Source organism: Conexibacter sp. JCM 18997 (assembly GCF_055391915.1).
In genome coordinates, this window is record NZ_AP043885.1 from 204,446 (window position 1) to 225,427 (window position 20,982).

At 73.1% G+C, this 20,982-nt stretch carries 21 protein-coding genes; 14 read left to right on the plus strand and 7 right to left on the minus strand.

Features of this window, described 5'->3' with window-relative positions:
* Positions 1-65 precede the first annotated feature (65 nt).
* The 4 genes from ACZ5UI_RS01045 to ACZ5UI_RS01060 all read left to right on the plus strand — a co-directional run bounded on the left by ACZ5UI_RS01045 (position 66) and on the right by ACZ5UI_RS01060 (position 4,207).
* Positions 66-1,958 (plus strand): ABC-F family ATP-binding cassette domain-containing protein, encoded by a 1,893-nt coding sequence (locus tag ACZ5UI_RS01045; RefSeq protein WP_464193302.1) that lies wholly within the window; start codon positions 66-68, stop codon positions 1,956-1,958.
* A 9-nt stretch (positions 1,959-1,967) separates the two neighbouring features.
* Positions 1,968-2,306: a hypothetical protein gene (locus ACZ5UI_RS01050; RefSeq protein WP_464193304.1), complete on the plus strand. Its 339-nt coding sequence runs from the start codon at positions 1,968-1,970 to the stop codon at positions 2,304-2,306.
* Positions 2,307-2,406: 100 nt separating this feature from the next.
* Positions 2,407-3,267, plus strand: coding sequence for a sugar phosphate isomerase/epimerase family protein (locus ACZ5UI_RS01055; protein WP_464193307.1), 861 nt, complete (start codon positions 2,407-2,409; stop codon positions 3,265-3,267).
* A gap of 40 nt (positions 3,268-3,307) precedes the next feature.
* On the plus strand, positions 3,308-4,207 hold the full coding sequence (locus ACZ5UI_RS01060) for a CHAD domain-containing protein (RefSeq protein ID WP_464193309.1): 900 nt from the start codon (positions 3,308-3,310) through the stop codon (positions 4,205-4,207).
* 175 nt (positions 4,208-4,382) lie between these two features.
* Here ACZ5UI_RS01060 and ACZ5UI_RS01065 read toward each other — a convergent pair whose 3' ends face one another.
* Together ACZ5UI_RS01065 and ACZ5UI_RS01070 are read right to left on the minus strand one after the other, a co-directional pair.
* Positions 4,383-4,961, minus strand: a complete 579-nt coding sequence (locus tag ACZ5UI_RS01065; RefSeq protein ID WP_464193311.1) for a hypothetical protein — start codon at positions 4,959-4,961, stop codon at positions 4,383-4,385.
* An 18-nt stretch (positions 4,962-4,979) separates the two neighbouring features.
* A complete protein-coding gene (locus ACZ5UI_RS01070; protein WP_464193314.1) occupies positions 4,980-7,163 on the minus strand; it encodes a glycoside hydrolase family 31 protein in 2,184 nt (727 codons plus the stop codon).
* Positions 7,164-7,314: 151 nt separating this feature from the next.
* Here ACZ5UI_RS01070 and ACZ5UI_RS01075 point away from each other — a divergent pair, with 151 nt between their 5' ends.
* The 4 genes from ACZ5UI_RS01075 (at position 7,315) to ACZ5UI_RS01090 (ending at position 11,719) form a co-directional block, all read left to right on the plus strand.
* Positions 7,315-9,594, plus strand: a complete 2,280-nt coding sequence (locus ACZ5UI_RS01075; protein ID WP_464193316.1) for a glycosyltransferase — start codon at positions 7,315-7,317, stop codon at positions 9,592-9,594.
* On the plus strand, positions 9,584-10,729 hold the full coding sequence (locus tag ACZ5UI_RS01080; RefSeq protein WP_464193318.1) for a glycosyltransferase: 1,146 nt from the start codon (positions 9,584-9,586) through the stop codon (positions 10,727-10,729). The genes ACZ5UI_RS01075 and ACZ5UI_RS01080 overlap by 11 nt, the downstream gene beginning before the upstream one ends.
* Positions 10,729-11,415, plus strand: coding sequence for a DUF2334 domain-containing protein (locus tag ACZ5UI_RS01085; protein WP_464193320.1), 687 nt, complete (start codon positions 10,729-10,731; stop codon positions 11,413-11,415). The genes ACZ5UI_RS01080 and ACZ5UI_RS01085 overlap by 1 nt, the downstream gene beginning before the upstream one ends.
* A gap of 85 nt (positions 11,416-11,500) precedes the next feature.
* A complete protein-coding gene (locus tag ACZ5UI_RS01090; RefSeq protein ID WP_464193323.1) occupies positions 11,501-11,719 on the plus strand; it encodes a response regulator transcription factor in 219 nt (72 codons plus the stop codon).
* A 3-nt stretch (positions 11,720-11,722) separates the two neighbouring features.
* Here the strand turns inward: ACZ5UI_RS01090 and ACZ5UI_RS01095 are convergent, their stop codons facing one another.
* Complete coding sequence (locus ACZ5UI_RS01095; RefSeq protein WP_464193325.1) at positions 11,723-13,627, minus strand: alkaline phosphatase family protein; 1,905 nt, start codon at positions 13,625-13,627, stop codon at positions 11,723-11,725.
* 83 nt (positions 13,628-13,710) lie between these two features.
* On the opposite strand from ACZ5UI_RS01095, the gene ACZ5UI_RS01100 reads away from it, so the two are divergent.
* Positions 13,711-14,403: a hypothetical protein gene (locus ACZ5UI_RS01100; protein WP_464193327.1), complete on the plus strand. Its 693-nt coding sequence runs from the start codon at positions 13,711-13,713 to the stop codon at positions 14,401-14,403.
* 28 nt (positions 14,404-14,431) lie between these two features.
* Entirely contained in the window at positions 14,432-14,845 is a 414-nt protein-coding gene (locus ACZ5UI_RS01105; RefSeq protein ID WP_464193330.1) for a hypothetical protein, read from the plus strand.
* 15 nt (positions 14,846-14,860) lie between these two features.
* Here the strand turns inward: ACZ5UI_RS01105 and pstB are convergent, their stop codons facing one another.
* From pstB to pstC, 3 genes are read right to left on the minus strand one after another with little or no spacing between them, the layout of a single operon-like run.
* On the minus strand, positions 14,861-15,745 hold the full coding sequence (pstB, locus tag ACZ5UI_RS01110) for a phosphate ABC transporter ATP-binding protein PstB (RefSeq protein ID WP_464193332.1): 885 nt from the start codon (positions 15,743-15,745) through the stop codon (positions 14,861-14,863).
* The gene (pstA, locus tag ACZ5UI_RS01115) at positions 15,742-16,647 is read right to left on the minus strand and encodes a phosphate ABC transporter permease PstA (RefSeq protein WP_464193336.1); all 906 of its coding nucleotides are present in this window, start codon (positions 16,645-16,647) and stop codon (positions 15,742-15,744) included. Before pstA ends, pstB begins: the two co-directional genes overlap by 4 nt.
* The gene (gene pstC / locus ACZ5UI_RS01120) at positions 16,644-17,648 is read right to left on the minus strand and encodes a phosphate ABC transporter permease subunit PstC (RefSeq protein ID WP_464193338.1); all 1,005 of its coding nucleotides are present in this window, start codon (positions 17,646-17,648) and stop codon (positions 16,644-16,646) included. Before pstC ends, pstA begins: the two co-directional genes overlap by 4 nt.
* 208 nt (positions 17,649-17,856) lie before the next feature.
* Here pstC and pstS point away from each other — a divergent pair, with 208 nt between their 5' ends.
* From pstS to ACZ5UI_RS01135, 3 genes are all read left to right on the plus strand, one after another.
* Positions 17,857-18,813: a phosphate ABC transporter substrate-binding protein PstS gene (gene pstS / locus ACZ5UI_RS01125; RefSeq protein ID WP_464193341.1), complete on the plus strand. Its 957-nt coding sequence runs from the start codon at positions 17,857-17,859 to the stop codon at positions 18,811-18,813.
* 92 nt (positions 18,814-18,905) lie between these two features.
* Complete coding sequence (locus ACZ5UI_RS01130) at positions 18,906-19,268, plus strand: YidH family protein (RefSeq protein WP_464193343.1); 363 nt, start codon at positions 18,906-18,908, stop codon at positions 19,266-19,268.
* Positions 19,268-19,840, plus strand: coding sequence for a YdeI/OmpD-associated family protein (locus ACZ5UI_RS01135; RefSeq protein WP_464193345.1), 573 nt, complete (start codon positions 19,268-19,270; stop codon positions 19,838-19,840). The genes ACZ5UI_RS01130 and ACZ5UI_RS01135 overlap by 1 nt, the downstream gene beginning before the upstream one ends.
* Positions 19,841-19,844: 4 nt before the next feature.
* Here ACZ5UI_RS01135 and ACZ5UI_RS01140 read toward each other — a convergent pair whose 3' ends face one another.
* A complete protein-coding gene (locus tag ACZ5UI_RS01140; RefSeq protein ID WP_464193348.1) occupies positions 19,845-20,438 on the minus strand; it encodes a DUF47 domain-containing protein in 594 nt (197 codons plus the stop codon).
* A gap of 138 nt (positions 20,439-20,576) precedes the next feature.
* On the opposite strand from ACZ5UI_RS01140, the gene ACZ5UI_RS01145 reads away from it, so the two are divergent.
* Entirely contained in the window at positions 20,577-20,933 is a 357-nt protein-coding gene (locus ACZ5UI_RS01145) for a winged helix-turn-helix domain-containing protein (protein WP_464193350.1), read from the plus strand.
* Positions 20,934-20,982 lie beyond the last annotated feature (49 nt).

The following is a 20,982-nucleotide window of genomic DNA, read 5'->3' on the forward strand; positions in this document are numbered from 1 at the left end:
AAGATCGGCAGCGCTGTCTCAGGTCGTATCCCTGATCGGCGGTAAGTCGTTCCTACCATGGACGTATGGCCGTGCTGATCGCCTCCGACATGCGCAAGGACGTCGCCGGCGCCCCGCTGCTGCGAGGCGTCAGCTTCAAGCTGGAGCGCCGCGACCGGTTGACCATCGCCGGGCGCAACGGCGCAGGCAAGTCGACGCTGCTGCGCATGCTGGCCGGCGAGGCCACGATCGACGGCGGCGACCTGGTGCTGGAGAAGAACGCCAAGGTGGCGCTGCACGACCAGCGCCCGCCCCGCGAGCGCGACGTGTCGCTGCGCGACTACGTGCTGTCGGGCGCGGCCGAGCTGATCGCCATCGAGGCCGACCTCAAGCGCCTCGAGGACGCGATGGCCGGCGGCGCGATGGACGAGGCCACCTTCGATGCCTACGCCCGCGCCCAGGGCCGCCTGGAGGCGGGCGGCGGCTACACCTGGCGCGAGCAGGCGATGGCCACGATCCGCGGCCTGGGCTTCGACGAGGACGACCTCGACCGCCAGCTGTCGACCTTCTCCGGCGGCGAGCTGACCCGCGGCTCGCTGGCCCGGGTGCTCGTGGCCAAGCCCGACCTGCTCCTGCTCGACGAGCCGACCAACCACCTCGACATCGCCTCGCTGGAGTGGCTCGAGCAGCAGCTCGTCCAGATGGACACGGCGATCGTGCTCGTGGCCCACGACCGCTGGTTCTTGGAGGCCGTCGGCACCGCGGTGCTGGAGATCGAAGCGGGCCGTACGCGCTTCTTCTCCGGGCCGTGGCATGCGTGGCGGCGCGAGCAGGCCGCGCGCGAGCTGGCGCTGGGCCGTTCGATCGACAAGCAGCAGAAGGAGATCGAGCGGATGGAGGCGTTCGTCGAGCGCTTCCGGGCCAAGGCGTCCAAGGCCCGCCAGGCGCAGTCGCGCGTGAAGGCGCTGGACAAGATCGAACGGATCGAGCGCGACCCGCGCGACAACCGCGAGCTGAGCTTCTCGTTCAAGCCGCCGGAGCGCTCGGGCCGGGTGGTCTACGAGCTCACCGGCGCGCGCCTGGAGGTCCCCGGCCGGGTGCTGGTCGACGACGGCGAGCTGTGGCTGGAGCGCGGCGAGCACGTCACGCTGGTCGGCGCCAACGGCGCGGGCAAGTCGACGCTGGTCAAGGCGCTGTCCGGCCAGCGCGAGTTCGACGCGGGCAAGCTCTCGACCGGCCACAACGTGCAGGTCGCCTTCCTGGCCCAGCACGCCGAGACGATCGACGACACCGGCACCGTCGTGCAGGCGGCCCAGCGGGCCACGGGCCTCAACGAGAACAAGGCGCGAGCGCTGCTCGGGCGCTTCCTGTTCACCGGTGAGGAGGGCGACAAGCCCGCCAACGCGCTGTCGGGCGGCGAGCGCCAACGCCTGTCGCTGGCCATCCTCGTGCAGAGCGGCGCCAACGTCCTGATCCTCGACGAGCCCACCAACCATCTGGACATCGAGAGCCGCGAGGCGCTCGAGGACGCGCTGTCGGAGTTCTCCGGGACGCTCCTGCTCGTCTCCCACGATCGCGCGCTGCTCGACGCGGTGGGCTCGCGCACGATCGCCGTCGAGGAGGGGACGCTGCACTCCTACGCCGGCGGCTGGAGCGACTACCTCGAGCGCCGCCGGGCCCGCGAGGACGCGCCCAAGCAGGCCAAGTCCGTGGCCAAGGCCAAGCAGAAGGCGGCCGCCGCCAAGCCCGCCGCCGCCGCGACCAACGGCCGGTCGAAGAACAGCGCCAAGCGGCAGGCCGCGCTGGAGCGCCAGATCGAGCAGGCCGAGGCCGAGCTGGCCGCGCTGGAGCAGGAGCTCGCTGACCCCAGCGCCTGGGCCTCGCCGACCGGGACCGAGCGCTCGACCCAGCGCCACGCGCAGGCCAAGGAGAAGGTGGCGACGCTGATGGAGGAGTGGGAGTCGGTCGCCGCCGGGTAGGCCCCGGCCATGCGCGTCGCTCTCACCACCCTCGCCGCGGTCTGCCTGCTGGCCGTCGTCGTCGCCTCGCCCGCGTCCGCCAAGCCCCGCGACTGCGGAGCGATCAGCTTCTCGGGCACGAACACGCACATCGTCGTGCTGCGCGGCACCAGCTGCGCCGTGGCCAAGGAGGTCGCCGCCCACTTCGCGACCAGCAGCGGCGGGCCGCAGGGCTCCAGCGGCTGGTCGTGCGCTCTCGCCCACGCGCCGTTCACGAAGGTCAACGGCCGCAAGGTGGGCTTCTCCTGCGGCAAGGGCGGCTCGGGCAACCTGCGCAAGGCGCCGGCCGCGTTCGTCGGCACGATCTGACCGCGCTTCACCGCCTCTTCACGGAAGTGGCGGGTTTGCAGGGCAACCTCACGGTGTCATGCAAGGAGATCCCCCAATCCACGGGCGGCTCGGCCTGAACGTGCCGCGGGAGACGTGGCCGACCCCGCCGCTGCTGAAGGGCTATGAGGCAGCCGGCTTCGCCTGGGTCCAGGTGCACACGCCGCCGATCGCGATGCTGGCCGAGCGCGAGCCGACGCGGCGCCACGCCCGCGCGCTGCGCGCGGCGCTGGACACCACCGGGCTGCGCCTGCTGATCCACGGCCCCGACGATCTGAGCGCGGGCACCGACCTGCACGACCGCGCGTTCGCCGGGCTGCTGGACTACGCCTGCGAGGCCGGCGCCGAGCTCGTCGTCTACCACGGGCTGAACTTCCGCTCGGCCGAGGACGCGCTGTCGGCGCGGGCGGTGGCCGAGCGCATCGAGCTCGAGGAGGCATCGATCGCGGGCTTCGCGGAGGAGGCGCAGCGCATCGGCACGCGGGTCTGCGTCGAGAACCTCGCGCCGGTCTACCCGTCGCCGCCGCGCGTGTGCCACGACCCCCGCGAGGTCGCCGCCTTCGTGCGCCGGATCGACCACCCGGCGGTGGCGATGCTGTTCGACTGCGGTCACGCGCACATCGCCGCGGCGCTGCGGCGCACCGACGCGGGCCGGCTGCTGGAGCCCGTGGCCGACGTGGTGGGGCTGTTCCACGTGCACGACAACCTGGGCACGCGCCGGCATGACCTGCAGGCGCCCGGCGTGGACCCGCTGCGCCTGGACCTGCATCTGGTGCCGGGCGCCGGCAACCTCCCTTGGGAGCGCCTGGCCCCGACGCTCGTCGCCCACGACGCCCCGCTGATGCTGGAGATCGGCGCGGGCGTGCGCCAGGAGCCGCTCGCGCTGGCCGCCGCCGCGCGCGAGGCACTGGGCCAGCGGGTCGCGCCGGCCGCCGCCGCCTGAGGCGCGTTTCGCGCCGCTGCGGCTGGGGCAGCCGATGGCCATGAGCTATCGGCTGGCCCTCGATGTCCCGGTGTCCGATGCGGTCCGCGCCGTGGCGCACGAGCGGGTCGAGCACGCCGTCGCCGCGCTGCGCGAAGGCGACGATCGCGGCACCGCGGTGCACGACATGCGCAAGGACGCCAAGAAGCTCCGCGCGCTGCTGCGTCTCGTGTCGCCCTCGCTGAAGCCGCGGGTGCGCCGCGCGGAGAACGCCGCCATCCGCGAGACCGCGCGCCGGCTGTCGGGCGCCCGCGACGCCGCGGTGCTCGTCGAGGTGGCCGACGACCTGCGCGAGCGCAGCGTCGGGCAGGTTCCCGAGACGACGTTCGCCGCGATCGACGCCGAGCTCACGGCCGCGGCGGGCGCCGGCGGGGCCGTCGACGACGAGACCTTCGCCGCCGCGACGGCGGACCTGGAGGCGCTGGCCGCGCGCATCGAGCACTGGCCGCTGCGGCGCCTGGACGTCGACACGCTGATCGCCGGCCTGGAGCGCTCCTACCGCCAGGGCCGCGCGGAGCTGCGGGCCACGCGCCGCGGCGCCGACGCCGAGCAGCTGCACGAGTGGCGCAAGCGCGTGAAGGACCTCTGGTACGAGCAGCGGCTGCTGCGCGACGCCTGGCCCGGCGTCCTCAAGGCGCAGGCGTCAGAGCTCGACGAGCTCGGCGAGCTGCTCGGCGACGACCACGACCTCGCGGTCCTGCGTGACCAGCTGACCGGCGCGGACGGCATCGGCGCGCGGCTGGCCGTGGACCTGGATCCGGTCGTCGCGGCGATCGACCTGCGCCGCGCGGAGCTCGAGGGTCGCGCGCTGGCCATCGGCGCGCGCGTCTACGCGGAGAAGCCCGCGGCGTTCGCCCGCCGGCACCGCGCGTATCTGAAGGCAGCGCGCGCGGCGGGCTGACCGTTGGCGCGGGGGCGGCGCGCGGCGTGTACGACGGGCAGCGAAGGCGCGTGGGTCGTGTCCGCGACGCCACCCGCCGCGGGTTCTGGCGCCTTTCCGCTCTCCACCGAGCCCCATTGTCAGCTGGGCGTCGCATAGCGACGCCAGGCTGACAATGGCCGCGGGGCGCTACCGCCTAGATCTCCCCCCGCGACAGCCGCCAGAACTGGGTCGACTCGTACTTCGCGCAGGGATCGGTGTTGTCGAGCCTGATGTCCGGGATGAAGTTGCCGCCGGGCACGGTCAGGCACTCTTGGGAGCCCTCGTTGCGCAGCAGGTAGGGCTGCGTGCTCGTGGCCGTGGGGAGGCGGACCGGGCCGAAGGTGCGCGACGGCGTCGGGATCACCAGCTGCCAGGTCGCGAACTCGTCGACGTACTGGCACCTCATCGGATAGATGAACTGGCCGTACCGCGTGTCGCCATTGCCGATGACGCCCAGGCAGAGCCCGGTGGCCCGGTTCACGATCCGAAACTGCGGATCGACGATGCTGTGGCCCGGGATGCTGACCAGGTTCCAGGTCTGCTCCTTGACGCCCGCCTTGGCCACCGTCAGCGTCGGCTGCTGCTTGGCGAACTGGGTCAGCCACAGGATCTGGCTGCCCGGCGGCGCGCCGGCAGCCCGAAGCGTCCACACCGTTTCGGCCGACGCGGCTGAGGCTCCCGCTCCCAGCGCGACGGCCGCGGCGCACAGCGCCGCAATCGTCTTCCCCCGCATGAGACGGAACTGTATTGGCTACCGCACCGCGGTCACAAGCTCGCGGCCGGCGACCGAGCAGGAGAACCCGCGCCCCTCACGCCAGCGCACGACCGTGCCGTCGGCCAGGCGCGCGCCGGCCCGGCCCAGCGCCGGCCGGCCCCACAGCGTCGCCTCCAGCGGCCGCTCGGCCTCCGGGACGTCCCCCAGCCCGCCGGCCACGTGGTCGGCGGGCAGCGTCACGACCAGCGCGCCGCGCCGCACCCACACCGGGATCTGCTCCAGCGGCGCGGTCACCGTGAGCGTGCGCCCGCCGTCGACCTCGGCGCCCGACCACGACTCGATCCAGCGGCCGGGCGGGAGCACCGTCTCGACCTCGCGGGCGCCGTCCTCGAGCACCGGCGCGACCCACAGCGCCGGCCCGAAGCCGAACGCGTCGCCGACGCCCCAGGCGTGCGCGCCGCCCGGGTCCAGCAGCGACAGCGGCCGGATGATCGGCAGGCCGGTGCGCGTCGCGGTGGCCGCCGCCGCGCGGATGTAGGGCACCAGGCGCTCGTGCAGCAGCACGTAGGCGCGATACAGGTCGAGCACGTGCGCGTCGTAGGTCCACGGCTCCTGGGGCAGCCGGCCGTGGGCCTGCATCAACGGCGTGAAGCAGCCCAGCTGCACCCAGCGCACCAGCAGCTCGGGCGGGCAGCGCTCGACCAGGCGATGGCCGAGGTAGCCGCCGACGTCGTGCGACCAGTTGGAGATGCCGGACGCCGCGCCGCTGACCGTCGCGCCGACCAGCGTCTGCAGCGACCAGAAGTCCGAGGCCTGGTCGCCGCCCCACAGCATCCCGTCGGCCTGCTGACCGGTCCAGCCCGAGCGCCCGAACAGGACGCCCTTGCCCGGATGGACCGCCTCCAGCGCGCGGCGCATCGAGCGCCGGTACAGGCCGCCCAGCGCCCACGCCGCCTGCGCGCCCGTGCGCCCGTCGGCCAGCACGACGTCGTCGGGGATGCAGTAGCCCTCGCCGTCGTCGGCCTTGATGCCCTCGACGCCGAGCGCCAGTGCGGACTCCGCCTGGCGCCGCCACCACAGCTCGGCCGCGTCGGAGGTGAAGTCCACCAGCGAGCCGGTGCCCATCCACCAGCGCGCCACCCACGGCTGGCCGTCGGCGGTGCGCACGAAGTGGCCCAGCTCGGCGCCCTCGGCGTAGTTGGACGCGGGCTCGCTGTGCAGCTTGCGCGACAGCGCGTCGGGCGGGACCTGCCCTTCCTTGGAGTCGATGTTCGTCCAGGGCGTCACCCACACGACGGTGCGCACGCCCTCACCGCGCATGCGCGCGACCAGCCCGGTGAAGTCCGGGAACTGCCCGGGGTTGGGGATCCAGGTGTTGTAGTTCGTCTCCCAGGGCGAGTCGAGCACGATCGCGTCCAGGGGGATGTCGTGGCGCAGACAGCCCTCGAAGTCGTCGAGCACGTCGTCGGCGTGCTCGTAGACGTCGCGGCTCTTCCAGAACCCGTAGCCCCACTCGGGCAGCAGCGCGGGCAGGCCGGTGCGGCGCAGGAACGCGCGCAGGCGGGCGACGGGGGAGCCCGCGGTGAACACGCGCAGCCGCAGCGGGCCGCCGGCCGCGCGCGTGGAGATCGTCGTGCGCTCGCCCAGCTCGAAGCGGCAGCCGTTGGCGTCGGTGTCGACCCACACCGCGTAGCCGCGGCTGGACTGCAGCCAGGGGATCGGCGCGTAGTCGCCCTGCGGGATGCCGCCCATGGCCAGCATCTCGGGTGGGCAGTCGGGACCGGTGTAGCGGCGGTCGGCGCCCAGCTGGACGTCGCGCCCGCCGTGGTCGACCTTCAGCGAGTGGCGCGCGCCCAGGCCGGCGAAGTGCTCGTCGGTGCGCGGATCCCAGTCCAGGCCCAGGCGCAGCGGCGTGCCGTCGGCTTCCAGGGTCAGCTCGAGGTCGGCGCCGTCGACGCGCCAGCGCAGCAGCGCCCGGCGGCCGCCGTCCATGCGCAGCGCGACGGTGCCCTCGGCGTCGGTGTGCTCGAACACCTCGGCGGCCGACACGCGCTCGTGCGGGGCCAGCGCCTCGGCGGGGATGACGCCCTCGGTCATCTGGATGTAGCGGTCCTGGACCTCGCCCTCGGCGACCCAGACGGTGAGGTGGCGCAGGATCGTGCGCTCGTCGCGCCGGACCGTCAGCGAGAAAGGCGTTTGGTGCAGCTCGATCGTCAGCACGAGGCCAGGTTCGCGCTGGCCCGCGGGTTCGCGGCAGACCTTCACAGACCGGTCACACACCGGTTCCCGGATGGTCACAGGAGGTGGCCCAATGCAGGCAAAAGTCCCGTTACGAGAACTGATGACAGCGACTATCAACCAGGGAGCATCGATGACCCCTGACGTGAGCCGGGCCGACCTGCACTGCCACTCGACTGCGTCGCAGCTCTCCAAGCTCGGCGTCCAGCGCGCTCTGGGGTTGCCCGAGTGCGCGACGCCGCCGGAGGAGGTCCACGAGCTGGCCAAGCGGCGAGGCATGGACTTCGTGACGATCACCGATCACGACACGATCGACGGCGTCCTGCAGATCGCCGACCGCCCCGACGTGTTCATCTCCGAGGAGCTGACCGTCTGGTTCAAGGGCGAGGCCCAGGCCGTCCACGTCCTGTGCCTGGGCATCACGCCCGACGACCACGACTGGCTGCAGGCCCACAACGACGACGTCGAGGGCGCCGCCGCCTACCTGCACGAGCGCGACATCACCTGCGCGCTGGCGCACCCCTTCTACGCGGTCGAGGCGCCCCTGACCGCGCGCCACCGCCGCCGTCTGGCCGAGCTGTTCCCGATCTGGGAGGTCCGCAACGGCTCCCGCGCCCGGGAGCTCAACGCGCCCGCGGCGATCTACATCGACACGCACGGCGGCACCGGCGTCGGCGGGACCGACGACCACGCCGGCATCGACATCGGGCGCACGTTCACCCAGACCCCGTATGCCAGCACGCCGCAGGAGTTCCTGTCGCACATCCGCCACGGCCAGGCGCTCGCCCGCGGCGAGCAGGGCAGCGCGGCCAAGTGGGCACACGCGGCGATGGCACTGGCCATCCGCTCGCTGGGCAAGGGCTCCGAGACCGCCGCACCGGACCCGCAGGCCGTCCTGCGCATGGTCCAGCGCGTCCTGAGCGAGGGCGACGTGCGCTCCGGCGCGACCGGCTCCGACCTGGGACCTGAGGACGCCCGCGCCATGCTGCGCGCCTGGCTGGCCGCCGTCGATCTCGACCACCTGGGCGAGGCGGGCCTGCTGGCCTGGCTGCAGTCCGACGAGATCACCCACGCCGACCTGTTCCGCCGGGCCCGCCGCGCCCACGAGCGCAAGCTCACCGCCGCGGTCGGGGTGGCCGTCGGCGCCGCCGAGCAGCGCGGGGACCTGGGTGCCGCGGCCGGCGGCCTGTTCGACGCCTGCATCGCGGCAATTCCCTACGCGCCGGCGGCGGCCTTCCTGGGCAAGGAGAAGGCCAAGCTGGTGGCCCGCGAGAGCGAGCCGCCGCGGGTCGCGCTGGTCGCCGACGGCATCGGCGGCATGCACGGCGTCACGCACACGATCGACGAGCTGCGCGAGCGCGGCGTGCCCGGCTTCGACGTCGAGGTGATCGGCACCGACCCGCACGTCGACCGCCGGCTGCCGGCGGTCGCCGAGGTCGACATCCCGTTCTACGCCGGCCTGCAGATCGGCGTCCCGGCGCTGCCCTCGGTGGTGGAGGCGCTGGCCGACGGCCGCTACGACCTCGTGCACCTGTGCTCGCCCGGCCCCTCGGGAATCGCGGCGGCGCTGATCGCCAAGGCGATGGGCCTGCCGGTCGTGGCCAGCTACCACACCGAGCTGGCCACCTACGCGGGCGTGCGCTCGGCCGACCCGCGCATCGAGATGGGGATGACGATGGCGCTGGCCGCGTTCTACGGCGCCGCCGACCACGTGCTGTCGCCCAGCGCGGCCTCCGACCAGCGCCTCGAGCGGCTGGGCATCGCCGCGGACAAGATCGGCCGCTGGGATCGCGGCGTCGATCTCGGGCGCTTCTCCCCGGATCTGCGGGCGCCGATCGACGACCGGTTCCCGCCCAACCAGATCAACGTCCTGTACGCCGGGCGCCAGACCCGCGAGAAGGGCGCCGACCTGCTGGTCGAGTCCTTCCTGGCCGCGCGCCGCCTGGATCCGCGCCTGCACCTGGTGCTGGCCGGCGGCGGCCCCGAGGAGGGCATGCTGCGTGAGCGCCTCGGGCGCCACGCCACGTTCCTGGGCTGGCTGGAAGGCGACGCGCTGGCCCGCGCGTACGCGTCGGCCGACGTGTTCCTGTTCGCCAGCCGCACCGACACCTTCGGGCAGGTGATCCTGGAGGCGCAGGCCAGCGGTCTCCCGGTCGTGGCAGTCGCCGAGGGCGGTCCGGCCGGCCTCATCCGCGACGGCGAGACCGGGCTGCTCTGCCCGCCGGACGCCGACGTGCTCGCGCACGCGGTCGCCGGGCTGGCCGCCAACCCGGCCCGCCGCGAGCGGATCGCGGCGGCGGCCCGCGCGTCGGTGGCCGAGCGCACGTGGGACAGCGCGCTGCGGCGCCTGGCCGACGGCTACCGCGCGGTGCTGCCCACCCAGACGACGCACGAGGGGCGCCGTGTCGCCTGAGCTGCGCCTGGTTCGCGCCCGGCCGCTGCGCGTCGTCGACGTCGCGCTGTTCTACGGCGAGCGCTCCGGGGGCATCCGCACCTACCTGGACGCCAAGCGCGCGGTGCTGGCCCACGATCCCGAGGTCGACCACCACGTCGTCGTGCCCGGCCCGACGGAGCGCCACGAGGACGGCTGGCACTCGCTGCCCTCGCTGCGGCTGGCCGCCGCCAACGGCTACCGCGTCCCGATCGGCGTGACCGCGCTGAAGCGCACGCTGCGGTCGCTGAACGCCGACGTCGTCCAGCTGCACGACCCGTTCTGGTCGGTCATGGGGGTCAACGTCGTGGCCCGCCAGGACGGTGCTCGGGTCGTGGCCGTCCACCACACCTCGCCCGCGCTGGACGCCCACGGGCTTCCGGGCCCGGCGCGCGCGTGGCAGCCGCTGCTGCGCGGCTGGTTCCACCACGCCTACCGCGACGTCGACGCCGTGATGGCCACCCACGACCCGTGGCACGACACCGGGCGGGCCGCGACGCTGCCGCTGCGCTTCGGCGTCGATCCCGCGTTCCGTCCGCGGCCCGAGATCGCGCGCGGCGACCACGTCGTCTACGCCGGCCGTCTGGCCCGCGAGAAGGGCATCGACCTGCTGCTCAACGCCGCCGCCCGCAGCCGCGAGCCGTGGCGGCTGGAGCTGATCGGCGACGGCCCGTGCGCCGACCGGCTGGCCGACCGCGCCCGCCGGCTGGGGATCGCCTCGCGCGTGACGTTCCGCTCGCACATCGCCTCGCCCGAGCAGCTGGCCCGGCACTTCGCCGGCGCGGGCTGCGTCGTCATGCCCGGCGCGTTCGAGACCTTCGGGCTGGTCGGGCTGGAGGCCGCGGCCAGCGGCGCGCGCGTCGTCGCCTCGGCCACCGCGCCGTCGGTGCGCACGGTCGGGTCGCTGGCCCACACGTTCGCGCCCGGCGACGTGGCCGGGATGCTGCGGGCCATCGAGACGGCCCGGGCCACGCCGCGCGACACCGGCGCGGCCGCCGCGCTGGCCGCCGACGCCACGTGGCAGGCGGCGATCGGCGGCGAGCTGCAGGATCTGCGCCGGCTGGTGCTCGCCCCCGGGGCGCCGGCGCTGCGCGTCCGACGCGTGCGAGCCGCCTGATGGACCGCCGGCTCGCCGTCACCCTGCACGACGTCGAGCCCGCGACCTTCACGCGCTGCGCCCTGATCCGCGACTGGCTGGAGGATCACGGCGTCGACCGCGTGACGCTGCTGGTGATTCCCGCGCCGGATCTGCACCCGTTCGACAGCCGCCGGCCCGAGCTGGCCGTATGGCTGGCCGATCGCGAGCGCGACGGCGACGCGATCGCCCAGCACGGCTTCCATCACGTGCGCGGCGACCGCCGGCGCTCGCGCCGCTGGGGTGGCGGCGCCGAGTTCGCCGGGCTCGACGCCCAGGAGACCCGCCGGGCCATCGACGCGGGCCGGCGGGTGCTCAAGCTGGCCGGGCTGGAGCCGCGCGGCTTCGTCGCGCCGGCCTACGCCTACACGCCGCAGCTGCGCGGCGTCCTGGCCGACCGCTTCGCCTGGTGGGCCGGCCTCCTGCGGCTGCACGGCGGAAGCGGCGACCGCCTGGCCCCGGCCATCGGGATGGGCAGCTCGGACGCGATCGTCCGGGCCACGTCGCCCTTGGTGCTGCGCGCCTGCGCGCGCCTGGCCGGGTCGACGCTGCGCCTCGACGTGCACCCGCGCGACCTGGACCACCCGCGCCACATGCTGGCGCTGGAGTCAGTGCTGCGCGGCGCTCGCGCGCGCCGCCCGGCCACGCTGGACGAGCTCGCCGCGTAGGAGCCCACGCGCTCCGAGGAGTAGATTTGCGCGAACGAGGATGGTCGCGCGTTCCGGTCAGGTGACGAACAGGATGGACGGCCCGATGCGCCGCGCGCGCCGGCCGCTGACCGAGCGCGAGCTCGAAGTGCTTGCGCTGGTGTCCCTCGGCCACACCGGCGCGCAGATCGCCGACCGGCTGCACCTGTCGGAGTCGACGGTCGAGACGCACGTGCGCCGTGCGGGCCAGGCGCTCGGCGCGGCCAACCGAACCCATGCCGTCGCGCTGGCCATCGGTCGCGGCTACCTGACCGCGCCGAGCTGACCGTCACGACTCCTTGGCGGCCTCGCCCGTCGGGTTCGTGTAGATCGACGCGTCGAAGGTGGAGAGCGTGGGCGTCGACGAGTAGCCGAGCTCGTCGACGCCGAACAGCTGCTCGATGCTGCGCAACAGCGAGAAGTGGTTGTAGTAGCTGAACGCGCTGTTGGTGCCCGGGGTGACGTACTTGGACAGCAGCAGCAGGCCGACGTGGCCGCCGCCGCCGGTCGTCGTGGTGGGCAGGCCGAGGTCTGGGGCCGGCGTGGTCGGCGTGGTGGTCGGGGTCGTGGTCGCCGGCGTCGTGCTGGTCGTCGTCGGGGTGGTGGCCGGGGCGGCGGGGTCGACCGGGGGCGTCGCGGCCGGATCGGCCGGCGGCGCGGCCGCGGGATCGACCGGCGCGGTCGCGGTCGCGGCGGGGTCCACGGCGGCGGCGGGATCGGCGGTCGCGGGATCGACGGCCGCCGGATCGACGGTCGCGGGATCCGCCGGCGCGGGCGGGGCGGCCGGATCGGCCGGCGGCGGGGCCGCGGGATCGACCGCCGGCGTCGCCGGGGGGACCGGGATCGTCACGCCGGCCAGGTTCGGGTAGGCCGGGGTGTCGCAGCAGGCGCTGAAGTCGGCGTCCGGCCCGGCCTGCGGCGCCTGGTCGAAGGTGATCGCGATCAGCCCGTCGGCCTTGTAGGCGTCGGACTCCATGATCTGCGGCACGACCTCCTCGAGGAAGGCGTCGGCCTGCGCGAGCCCGGCGGGCTGGCCCGGCGCACACGGCTCGTCGCTGCCGTCGTGGCACAGGTCCGGGACGATGTAGGAGAGGTTCGGCGTGGTCGGGAGCGTCTTGAGGTCGCTGGCCAGCTGCTCGAGGCCGACGTCGTTGTTGGCGCACAGCGGCGTGTCGGTGACCGAGTGGAAGTAGACGAACGGGTTGCGCCAGGCCGCGTAGGGATCCGGCGGCGTGGTGGCCGCGGTCGCGGGATCGATCGGCGGCGCGTCGGGCGCCGGCGGCGTGCGGCAGGCGGCGGGCTTGCCGTCGGGACCCGTGCCCATGCCCTGCACGTAGGCCTTCCACGAGTGCCCGGCGGAGACGAGCGTGTCGCCGATCGTCTGCGTCTGCTTGGGGTAGATGCACCCGTCGCCCAGCACCTGGCCGTCGTCGTCGACCGTCCCCGGCGCGATGTCGGTGTAGGACAGGCAGTTCTGCGTGGTCGACACCGTCGGGCCCTGGCCGCTGATCAGGGCGACGCCGTTGGCCAGCTGGCCCGAGGCGACCGCGTAGTAGTTGGACAGCAGCTCGCCCTGGCTGGTCAGCGTCTTGGCCAGGTACGGCGCCTTGGCCGTGTCGGTGAACGCGCCGAAGCCCTGGTTGGACAGGACGATCAGGAACACGTGCTTGATCGGCGGCAGCGTCGAGGTCGCGGGCGGGGCGGGCGGCGTGGGCGTCTTGGGCTGCTTGGCCACCGGCGCGGCGGCCACCGGCGCGGGGGCGGAGACGACGATCGGGGCGGCCACCGGCGCGGGCGCGGTGTCGACCGGCAGGTCCGACGTGTCGGCGATCGACGACGCGGGCGCGGGGGCGGGCGCCGGCATCACCGCGACGATGTAGGGCGGCGGCGCGGTCTGGGCGGCCGGGCTCACGGCCGTGCCCACGACCACGCCGAACCCGAGCACCGCGAGCACCGCGATGGCCATGTCCCGCGGGCGCGGGAGCCGGAACCCGCCGATGATCGTCTCGGCCGCCACCGGCGGCGGGTCGGCGTACGGCGGGACGACGACGGCCGCCTCGAGGCCGAGCAGCTCGCGCACCCGCGCGGGGAGCTCGTTCTGGCGCTCGCCGCAGACGACGCAGTAGCGCTGATCGAGGTCCAGAGCGGACGCGCAGTTGGGACAGACGCGGTGCGAGGACGGATGCACGGGCACGGGATTTCGCATGCTCGCACCCCCGATCGCTCAGCAACGAGCAGTTCACAACTTCGCAACCAGCAGCCTCCACAATCGCGGTCGTGGAACCCATGAATGACGACCACGAGAACGCCGTTCCGCCGACGACGGATCTGTCCGGCGAGGCGCCAACCGTCGCGATCAACACCGGCCTGCTGCCGTCCATGTCCCAGCACTGCACGCGCTGCGGCCACGAGCTGGCCGTCGACCAGCGCTACTGCGTCAACTGCGGCGAGCGCCGCGGTGACCCGCGGCTGCCCTTCATGGACGGCCGCACGACGACCACCACCACGACGACCGTGGCCACCGCCGCGGCCGTGCCGCCCCCGCCGCCGTCCAAGGCCCGCTTCGGGTCTGGCGCGACGCTGATCGCGGGCGTGGGGACGCTGCTGCTGGCCCTGGGCGTCGGCGTGCTGATCGGCAACGCAGGCCAGAAGGACAGCGGCACCGCCGCCGCCGCGGCGCCCCAGGTGATCACCGTCCAGGGTGGCGGGGTCGCCGCGACCGACACCACCGCCACGGCCGACGCCGCCGCCGACAAGGGCGCCGACAAGAAGGCGTCCGACAAGAAGGCCAAGGACTCCGGTGACGACAAGTCGGCGACCGAGACGAAGGCCGCCGCGGCCAAGGTCATCAAGACCGAGAGCGGCGCCGCCGTGCCCCAGGCCGAGACGCCCGTCGTCAAGAAGGGCGCCAAGGGCAGCGGGCCGGGCTACAAGGACGGCGAGTTCACCGGCGATTTCTTCGGCCAGTGAGCCGGCCGAGCAAGAGGAGCACGAAGCGATGAGCAACCCCCTGAGCCGGCGCCGTCGGCGTCCCGGCAGCGAGATCGGCCCGGGCGGCGTGCCCGCGGCCTGGGACGTGGCCAACGTCGAGGAGGACCGGCCGGTCGACCTGCACCGCCGCTACGAGCAGCTGAGCGCGCGCGTGGCCGAGCTGCAGTGGGACCTCGGCGGCCTGGTCTACGAGATGGCCGCGCGCGACGCGATCCGCGTCGACGTGCTGGTCGAGCGCGCCGGCGTCCTGCAGGCCGCCGACGCCGAGCTGTCGGAGGTCGAGCGCATCCTGCTCACCGAGCAGACCGGCGCCGCGGGCGCCTGCGCCAACTGCGGCGCGCCGCACAGCAGCGGCGCCGTCTTCTGCTGGCAGTGCGGCTCCGCGCTGCTGCCCCAGGTCGCGGCGGACGCCGCGGCCTGAGGCCCGGGCGCTGCCTCAGCCGAAGCGCCCGCTGACGTAGTCGCGCGTGCGGTGGTCGTCCGGGCGGGTGAAGATCTGCTCGGTCGGCCCGTACTCGACCAGCGTGCCGGTGCGCTCGGCACCGTCGGAGTCGACGCTGAAGAAGGCCGTGTAGTCGGCCACGCGCGCGGCCTGCTGCATGTTGTGCGTGACGATCACGATCGTGTAGCGCGTCTTGAGCGAGTGCATCAGCTCCTCGATCGACGCCGTGGCCACCGGGTCCAGCGCGGAGGCGGGCTCGTCGAGCAGCAGCACGTCGGGCTCGATGGCGATCGCGCGGGCGATGCACAGGCGCTGCTGCTGGCCGCCGGACAGGCCCAGGGCGCTGTCCTTCAGGCGGTCCTTGACCTCGTCCCACAGCGCCGCGCCCCGCAGCGCCTGCTCGACGCGCGCGTCCAGATCGGTCTTCAGGCCGAGGTTGCGCGGCGCCCAGGCGATGTTGTCGTAGATCGACTTGGCGAACGGGTTGGGCTTCTGGAAGACCATCCCGATGCGCCGGCGCACCTCGACGCGGTCGACCGCGGCGTCGTAGACGTCGTGGCCGCGGTAGAGGATCTCGCCCTCCAGGCGGAAGCTCGGCACCGAGTCGTTCATCCGGTTCAGGCTGCGCAGGAGCGTCGTCTTGCCGCAGCCGGACGGGCCGATCATCGCGGTCACGACGTTGCGGTGGATCTTCAGGTTGACGCCCGCGATCGCGCGCTTGGATCCGTAGAACACGGACGCCTCGCGCACGTCGAAGATCGTCTCCCGCTGGGCCGTCGCGCGGACGGGGCCGGGCGTGGTGACGGGGAAGCTTCCGGTCTGCTGCAGGCGCTGCCGCGGGCGGATCGGATCAACGGGGTCGACAGCGGTTTCGGTCATGTGCGGTTCAGCTTTCGTTGACTGCGGGCCAGCAGGGTCCGCGCGACGATGTTGGCCAGGAGGATCATGGCCAGCAGCACCAACGCCGCGCCCCAGGCGCGCTCGGAGGCGGATGCATCGGCCTGGTCGGACAGCGTGAAGATCATCACCGGGATGTTCGGCAGGCCCTGGCGCTCGGAGCCGAACACGTCGAAGCTCAGCGTGCCGGCGAAGATCGACGTCGCGAACAGCAGCGGCGCGGTCTCGCCCGCGGCCCGGGCGATGGCCAGCACCGTGCCGGTGACGATGCCGCTGGCCGCGCTGGGCAGGACCACCCCGATGACCGCGCGCCAGCGGCTCACGCCGAGCGCGTCGGCCGCGTCGCGCACCTGCTGGGGGCCCTGCAGCAGGACCTCCTGGGTCGAGCGCGCGATCAGCGGCACCATGATGATCGACAGCGCGACGGCGCCGGCGAAGCCGCTCTGGTGGTGGCCCGCGACGAGCAGGCCGAACACGAACAGGCCGATGATGATCGAGGGCATGCCGTTGAGCAGGTCGAGCATGAGCTTGATCGGCGCGGCCAGCTTGGGCGGCGCGAACTCGACCATGAACAGCGCGATCAGGATGCCCAGCGGCGTGGCGATCAGCGTGGCGATGCCGACGATGATCGCGGTGCCGACGATCGCCGGGCCGATCCCGCCGCCCGGGCCGCCGAAGCGCGGCGGCGCCTGGGTGAGGAAGTCCCAGCTGATCGCGCCGGCGCCGCGCTGGGCGACGGAGAACACGAGGATGCCCAGCACGATCACCGCGATCACGGCGGCGCCGGAGGCCGTCCAGTCGGCCAGGCGGCTGACCGCCTGGCGGCGGCGCAGGTTGCCCGACGCGGTCAGCGGCGACTCGGGGTCGAAGGGGAGCGTGCTCATCGGGCCAGCCCCCGGCGCGGATCGAAGCGGCGGCCGATCCACTGGGCCAGCAGGTTGGTGACCACGCCGATGACCAGCAGCAGCAGCGCCAGGTAGAACAGCGCGGAGCGGTGGATGTCGCTCGTGGCACCCTGGAACTGCGCGGCGATGCGGCCCGCAAGCGTGTCGCCGGTGGCGAACAGCGAGGCCTGGATGGCGGCGCCGGCGCCGATCACCTGGGTGACGGCGATCGCCTCGCCCAACGCCCGGCCCAGGCCCAGGCAGGACGCGGCGGCGACGCCCGAGGCGGTCGTGGGCAGGACGATCCCGCGGATCACCTCCCAGCGCGTGGCGCCCAGCGCGGCCGCGGCATCCTGCTGCTCGCGGGGCACGGTCAGGAAGAGGTCGCGGCTGAGCGAGGCGATGATCGGCACGACCATGATCGTGAGGATCAGCCCCGCGGTGAACATGCTGCTGCCCGACGACGCGGGCGGCCCGAACAGCGGGATGAAGCCCAGCGTGTCGTGCAGCCCCGGCTCGACGTGGTCGCGCAGGAACGGCCCGAGCACGAGGATGCCCCACAGGCCCAGGATCACGCTGGGCACGGCGGCGAGCATCTCGACCAGCGGCCCGATCACGGCGCGCACGCCGCGCGGGGCGAGCAGGCTCAGGTAGAGCCCGATCCCGATGCCCAGCGGCACGGCCAGCAGCAGCGCCATGGCCGAGCTGACCGCGGTGCCGAAGAGCATCACGCCGGCGCCGAACTCCTCGAAGTTCGGCCGCCAGGCGGTGTCCCAGATGAAGGAGGCGCCGTACTGCGAGATCGCCGGGCGGGCGCCGTCGACCACCTTCCAGATGATCTCCACGACCGTGGCCACGACGAGCACGGCCGCGAAGCCGCACAGTCCGACGAGGATCGCGTTGCCGACGGAATCCGTTCGTCGCAGACGCGCACGAGCGCGCGCGTGGGCGCGCGGACGCAGGGGCGCAGGCGCCGCTCCGGGCGCGCCAGGGGAAATCATGCGGGCGACGTTATCCGCGGTCTCGCCTGCGGCCGCGAAACGTTCACCGTCAAGCAACAACTCGGAAACGCGATCACAACATCGCGCCGTCCGCACGGCCACATGCTGACGTTCCCGAAGCACGGGAATGTCAAACCCCCTGAAGGGAGTCAACTTGAACCGCAGCAAGCTGCTCGGTTTCGCAGTCGCCGCTCTGGCGGCTTGCGGCATGTCTGGTGCCGCCGCGTCCGCGGCCCAGGCCGACGTCGTGGGTGCAGGGTCATCGCTGATCGCCCCGCTCATGGCCCAGTGGGCCCAGAACTACAAGGGCACCGGCGTCACGTACGGCGCCGTCGGATCGGGTGCTGGCATCTCCCAGATCACCGCCCGCACGATCGACTTCGGCGCGTCTGACGCGCCGCTGACCGCCGACCAGGCGGCCGCCTGCAACGGTTGTGTCCAGATCCCGTGGGCGCTGACCGCCACGGCGATCTCCTACAACCTGCCGGGGATCAACAAGCTGAAGCTCACGCCGCAGCTGATCGCCGACATCTACATGGGCAAGATCACCATGTGGGACGACGCGCGCCTGAAGAAGATCAACAAGGGCGTCACGCTGCCCACGCAGAAGATCACCCCCGTCTACCGTTCTGACGGATCGGGCGACACGTACGCGTTCACCGACATGCTGTCCAAGGCCTCGCCGGCCTGGAAGAGCGCCCTCGGCTACTCGACCCAGGTCGGGTTCACCGTCGGTGCCGGTGCTCGTGGCAACGACGGCGTGACGGGCCTCGTGGCCTCCACGCCGGGCGGCATCACCTACGTCGCCGCGTCCTACGCGATCGCCAAGAAGCTGCAGGTCGCAGCCCTGGGCAACGCGGCTGGGCACTACGAGTACCCCAACCTGAACAACATCGAGGCGGCGGCGAAGTCGCTGACCACGATCCCGGCCAACAACGAGATGCACATCGTGTACCCGTCGGCCAAGTACAAGACGGCCTACCCGCTGTCGACGTTCACCTACGCGATCATCCCGACCTCCTCTCCGAAGGCGGCCGAGCTGAAGTCGTTCGTGAAGTGGGTCCTGACCGAGGGCCAGAAGTGGGGCCCGGCGCTGGACTTCGTCTACCCGATGCCCTCCGCGGTGCTCGCGGCGGCGAACAAGACGGTCGACCAGATCGGCTGATCGACGGCGTCACACACGCCTGCTGGCTTGCGGCCGGCGTCGGACCTTCGGGTTCCGGCGCCGGCCGTCTGCGTTCTGGCATCGTCTGCCAGGTGAGCGCGCCCCAGCGAGACGAGACCGGCGACGCGACCCGTCGCACGCACCTGGCCAACGAGCGCACGCAGCTGGCCTGGTGGCGCACGGGGATGACCGCGATCGCGGTCGGGGTGGGCGTCGGGCGGGTGGTGCCCGAGCTCGGCGGCACCGACCACTGGAGCTACGCCGCGCTGGGCGCCGGCTACATCGTCTACGGGATCCTGTTCATCCTGGCCGGCACCTGGCGCCAGCGGCAGGTGGAGACCGCCGTGCTCGACGCGCGCTGGCGCGCGCAGGACCGCCGCGTCGTGCTGCTGCTGACCACGATCGGCGTCGTGCTGGCCGCGCTCACCGCGCTGCTCGTCGTCGTCGACGCCTGATGGCCGCCGAGCAGCCGGTCCTGCGCTTCGCCGACGAGGCGGCCTTCGAGTCCTGGATGGAACACGAGCACGAGACCAGCGACGGCATCTGGATCGAGTTCGCCAAGAAGGGGTCGGGCGAGCAGTCGATCGTCTACGCCGAGGCGCTGGACGTCGCGCTCTGCTTCGGCTGGATCGACGGGCAGGCCAAGTCGGTCGACGACACCTGGTACCGCCAGCGGTTCACGCCGCGGCGTGCGCGCAGCCCGTGGTCCAAGCGCAACGTGGGGAAGGTCGCGGCGCTGATCGAGGCCGGCCGGATGCGTGCTCGCGGGCACGCGGAGATCGAGCGGGCCAAGGGCGACGGGCGCTGGGAGCGCGCCTACGACGGGTCGCGCACGATGGCGGTGCCGGCGGACCTGCAGGCGATCCTCGACGCCGAGCCGGCGACCGCCGCGGGCTTCGCGGCGCTGTCCAGCCAGAACCGCTACGCGATCCTCTACCGGCTGCAGGAGGCCAAGCGGCCCGAGACGCGCGCGCGGCGCCTGGAGAAGTTCGTGCGGATGCTGCGCGACGGCGAGACGATCTACTGACGCGCTACCGGCGGCGCTTGAGCGCGATGCCCTCGAGGATGTGGGCGACGTGCTCGCAGGCGTCGACGGCCGACTCCAGCGAGTCGTAGACGTCCTTCCAGCGGATCACCACCATCGGGTCGATCCCGTCGGCGAACAGCGACGCGACCGCCTCGCGGGAGATGCGGTCGCCCTCGTTCTCCAGGCGGTGGATCTCGACGAGGTTGGGGGAGAGGTCGCCGCCGCTGCGCAGGGTGCGCAGGGCCCGGGCGACCTGCTCGGTGGCGCCGACGAGCACGTCGGCCAGGCCCACGGCCTGCTCCATCGGCGCCTCGACGCCGTACAGGCCGAGCCGGTCGGCCGTCTCCTCGGCGTAGTCGACGATGTCGTCCAGGGCGGTGGCCAGCGAGTGGCCGTCGGCGGAGTCGAACGGGGGACGGCCTTGCCCGCCGCCGTTGAGGCGGTGGATGATGTCGTGGGCGATGCGGTCGCCCTCCTGCTCGCGCAGGTACAGCTCACGCGACAGATCGGCCCGCTCGGGATAGTCCGTCACCAGGTCGCGCAGCAGCAGCGCGGTGTGCTGCACGTTGCGGCCGGCCTCGTCCAGAAGGTCGAACATTCCGGTGTCGATCGGCCCTCTCCGCAACAGCCCCATGAGGCAACCCTATGGCCGGCCTGGCGACGTACACGAGTTCTTCACAGGAGATTCACGGTCGGGTAACGGCGCCGAACGCGCTGCGCGGGAGTGTCCCGAGCCATGGAGGCGGCTTCCAACGACGTCCTGCGCAGCGGGGACGTCGAGATTCATACGACGGATGGGCTCGTGCTGGTCGGTGGCCGCGTGGTCGCGATGTCCATGCGCGAGTATCGCCTGCTGATCGCCCTGGTGTCGCGTGAGGGGCGCATCGTCTCGCGCGAGGACCTGTACCGGATCGCCTGGGACGCGCCCCTGCGCAACGGCGACCGCTCGGTCGACGTGTACGTGCACAAGCTGCGCGTCAAGCTCGAGGAAGCGCTGCCCGGGCACGGGTTCATCCACACGCATTTCGGCTTCGGGTACCGCTTCTCGCCCGAGGCTTCACACGCTTTTCACAAGTCCGCCGCGAGCCAGTAGCAGGCTGGGCGCTTCCGCCTTGACCAAGGAGCATTCGCCGTGACCGCTG

Excerpts from the sequence above, each read along its gene's own strand:
- ACZ5UI_RS01045 (WP_464193302.1), top strand. The coding sequence starts at position 66 with ATGGCCGTGCTGATCGCCTCCGACATGCGCAAGGACGTCGCCGGCGCC.
- ACZ5UI_RS01050 (WP_464193304.1), top strand. The coding sequence starts at position 1,968 with ATGCGCGTCGCTCTCACCACCCTCGCCGCGGTCTGCCTGCTGGCCGTC.
- ACZ5UI_RS01060 (WP_464193309.1), top strand. The coding sequence starts at position 3,308 with ATGAGCTATCGGCTGGCCCTCGATGTCCCGGTGTCCGATGCGGTCCGC.
- ACZ5UI_RS01065 (WP_464193311.1), bottom strand. The coding sequence starts at position 4,961 with ATGCGGGGGAAGACGATTGCGGCGCTGTGCGCCGCGGCCGTCGCGCTG.
- ACZ5UI_RS01075 (WP_464193316.1), top strand. The coding sequence starts at position 7,315 with ATGACCCCTGACGTGAGCCGGGCCGACCTGCACTGCCACTCGACTGCG.
- ACZ5UI_RS01085 (WP_464193320.1), top strand. The coding sequence starts at position 10,729 with ATGGACCGCCGGCTCGCCGTCACCCTGCACGACGTCGAGCCCGCGACC.
- ACZ5UI_RS01090 (WP_464193323.1), top strand. The coding sequence starts at position 11,501 with ATGCGCCGCGCGCGCCGGCCGCTGACCGAGCGCGAGCTCGAAGTGCTT.
- ACZ5UI_RS01105 (WP_464193330.1), top strand. The coding sequence starts at position 14,432 with ATGAGCAACCCCCTGAGCCGGCGCCGTCGGCGTCCCGGCAGCGAGATC.
- pstB (WP_464193332.1), bottom strand. The coding sequence starts at position 15,745 with ATGACCGAAACCGCTGTCGACCCCGTTGATCCGATCCGCCCGCGGCAG.
- pstA (WP_464193336.1), bottom strand. The coding sequence starts at position 16,647 with ATGAGCACGCTCCCCTTCGACCCCGAGTCGCCGCTGACCGCGTCGGGC.
- pstC (WP_464193338.1), bottom strand. The coding sequence starts at position 17,648 with ATGATTTCCCCTGGCGCGCCCGGAGCGGCGCCTGCGCCCCTGCGTCCG.
- pstS (WP_464193341.1), top strand. The coding sequence starts at position 17,857 with ATGTCTGGTGCCGCCGCGTCCGCGGCCCAGGCCGACGTCGTGGGTGCA.
- ACZ5UI_RS01135 (WP_464193345.1), top strand. The coding sequence starts at position 19,268 with ATGGCCGCCGAGCAGCCGGTCCTGCGCTTCGCCGACGAGGCGGCCTTC.
- ACZ5UI_RS01140 (WP_464193348.1), bottom strand. The coding sequence starts at position 20,438 with ATGTTCGACCTTCTGGACGAGGCCGGCCGCAACGTGCAGCACACCGCG.
- ACZ5UI_RS01145 (WP_464193350.1), top strand. The coding sequence starts at position 20,577 with ATGGAGGCGGCTTCCAACGACGTCCTGCGCAGCGGGGACGTCGAGATT.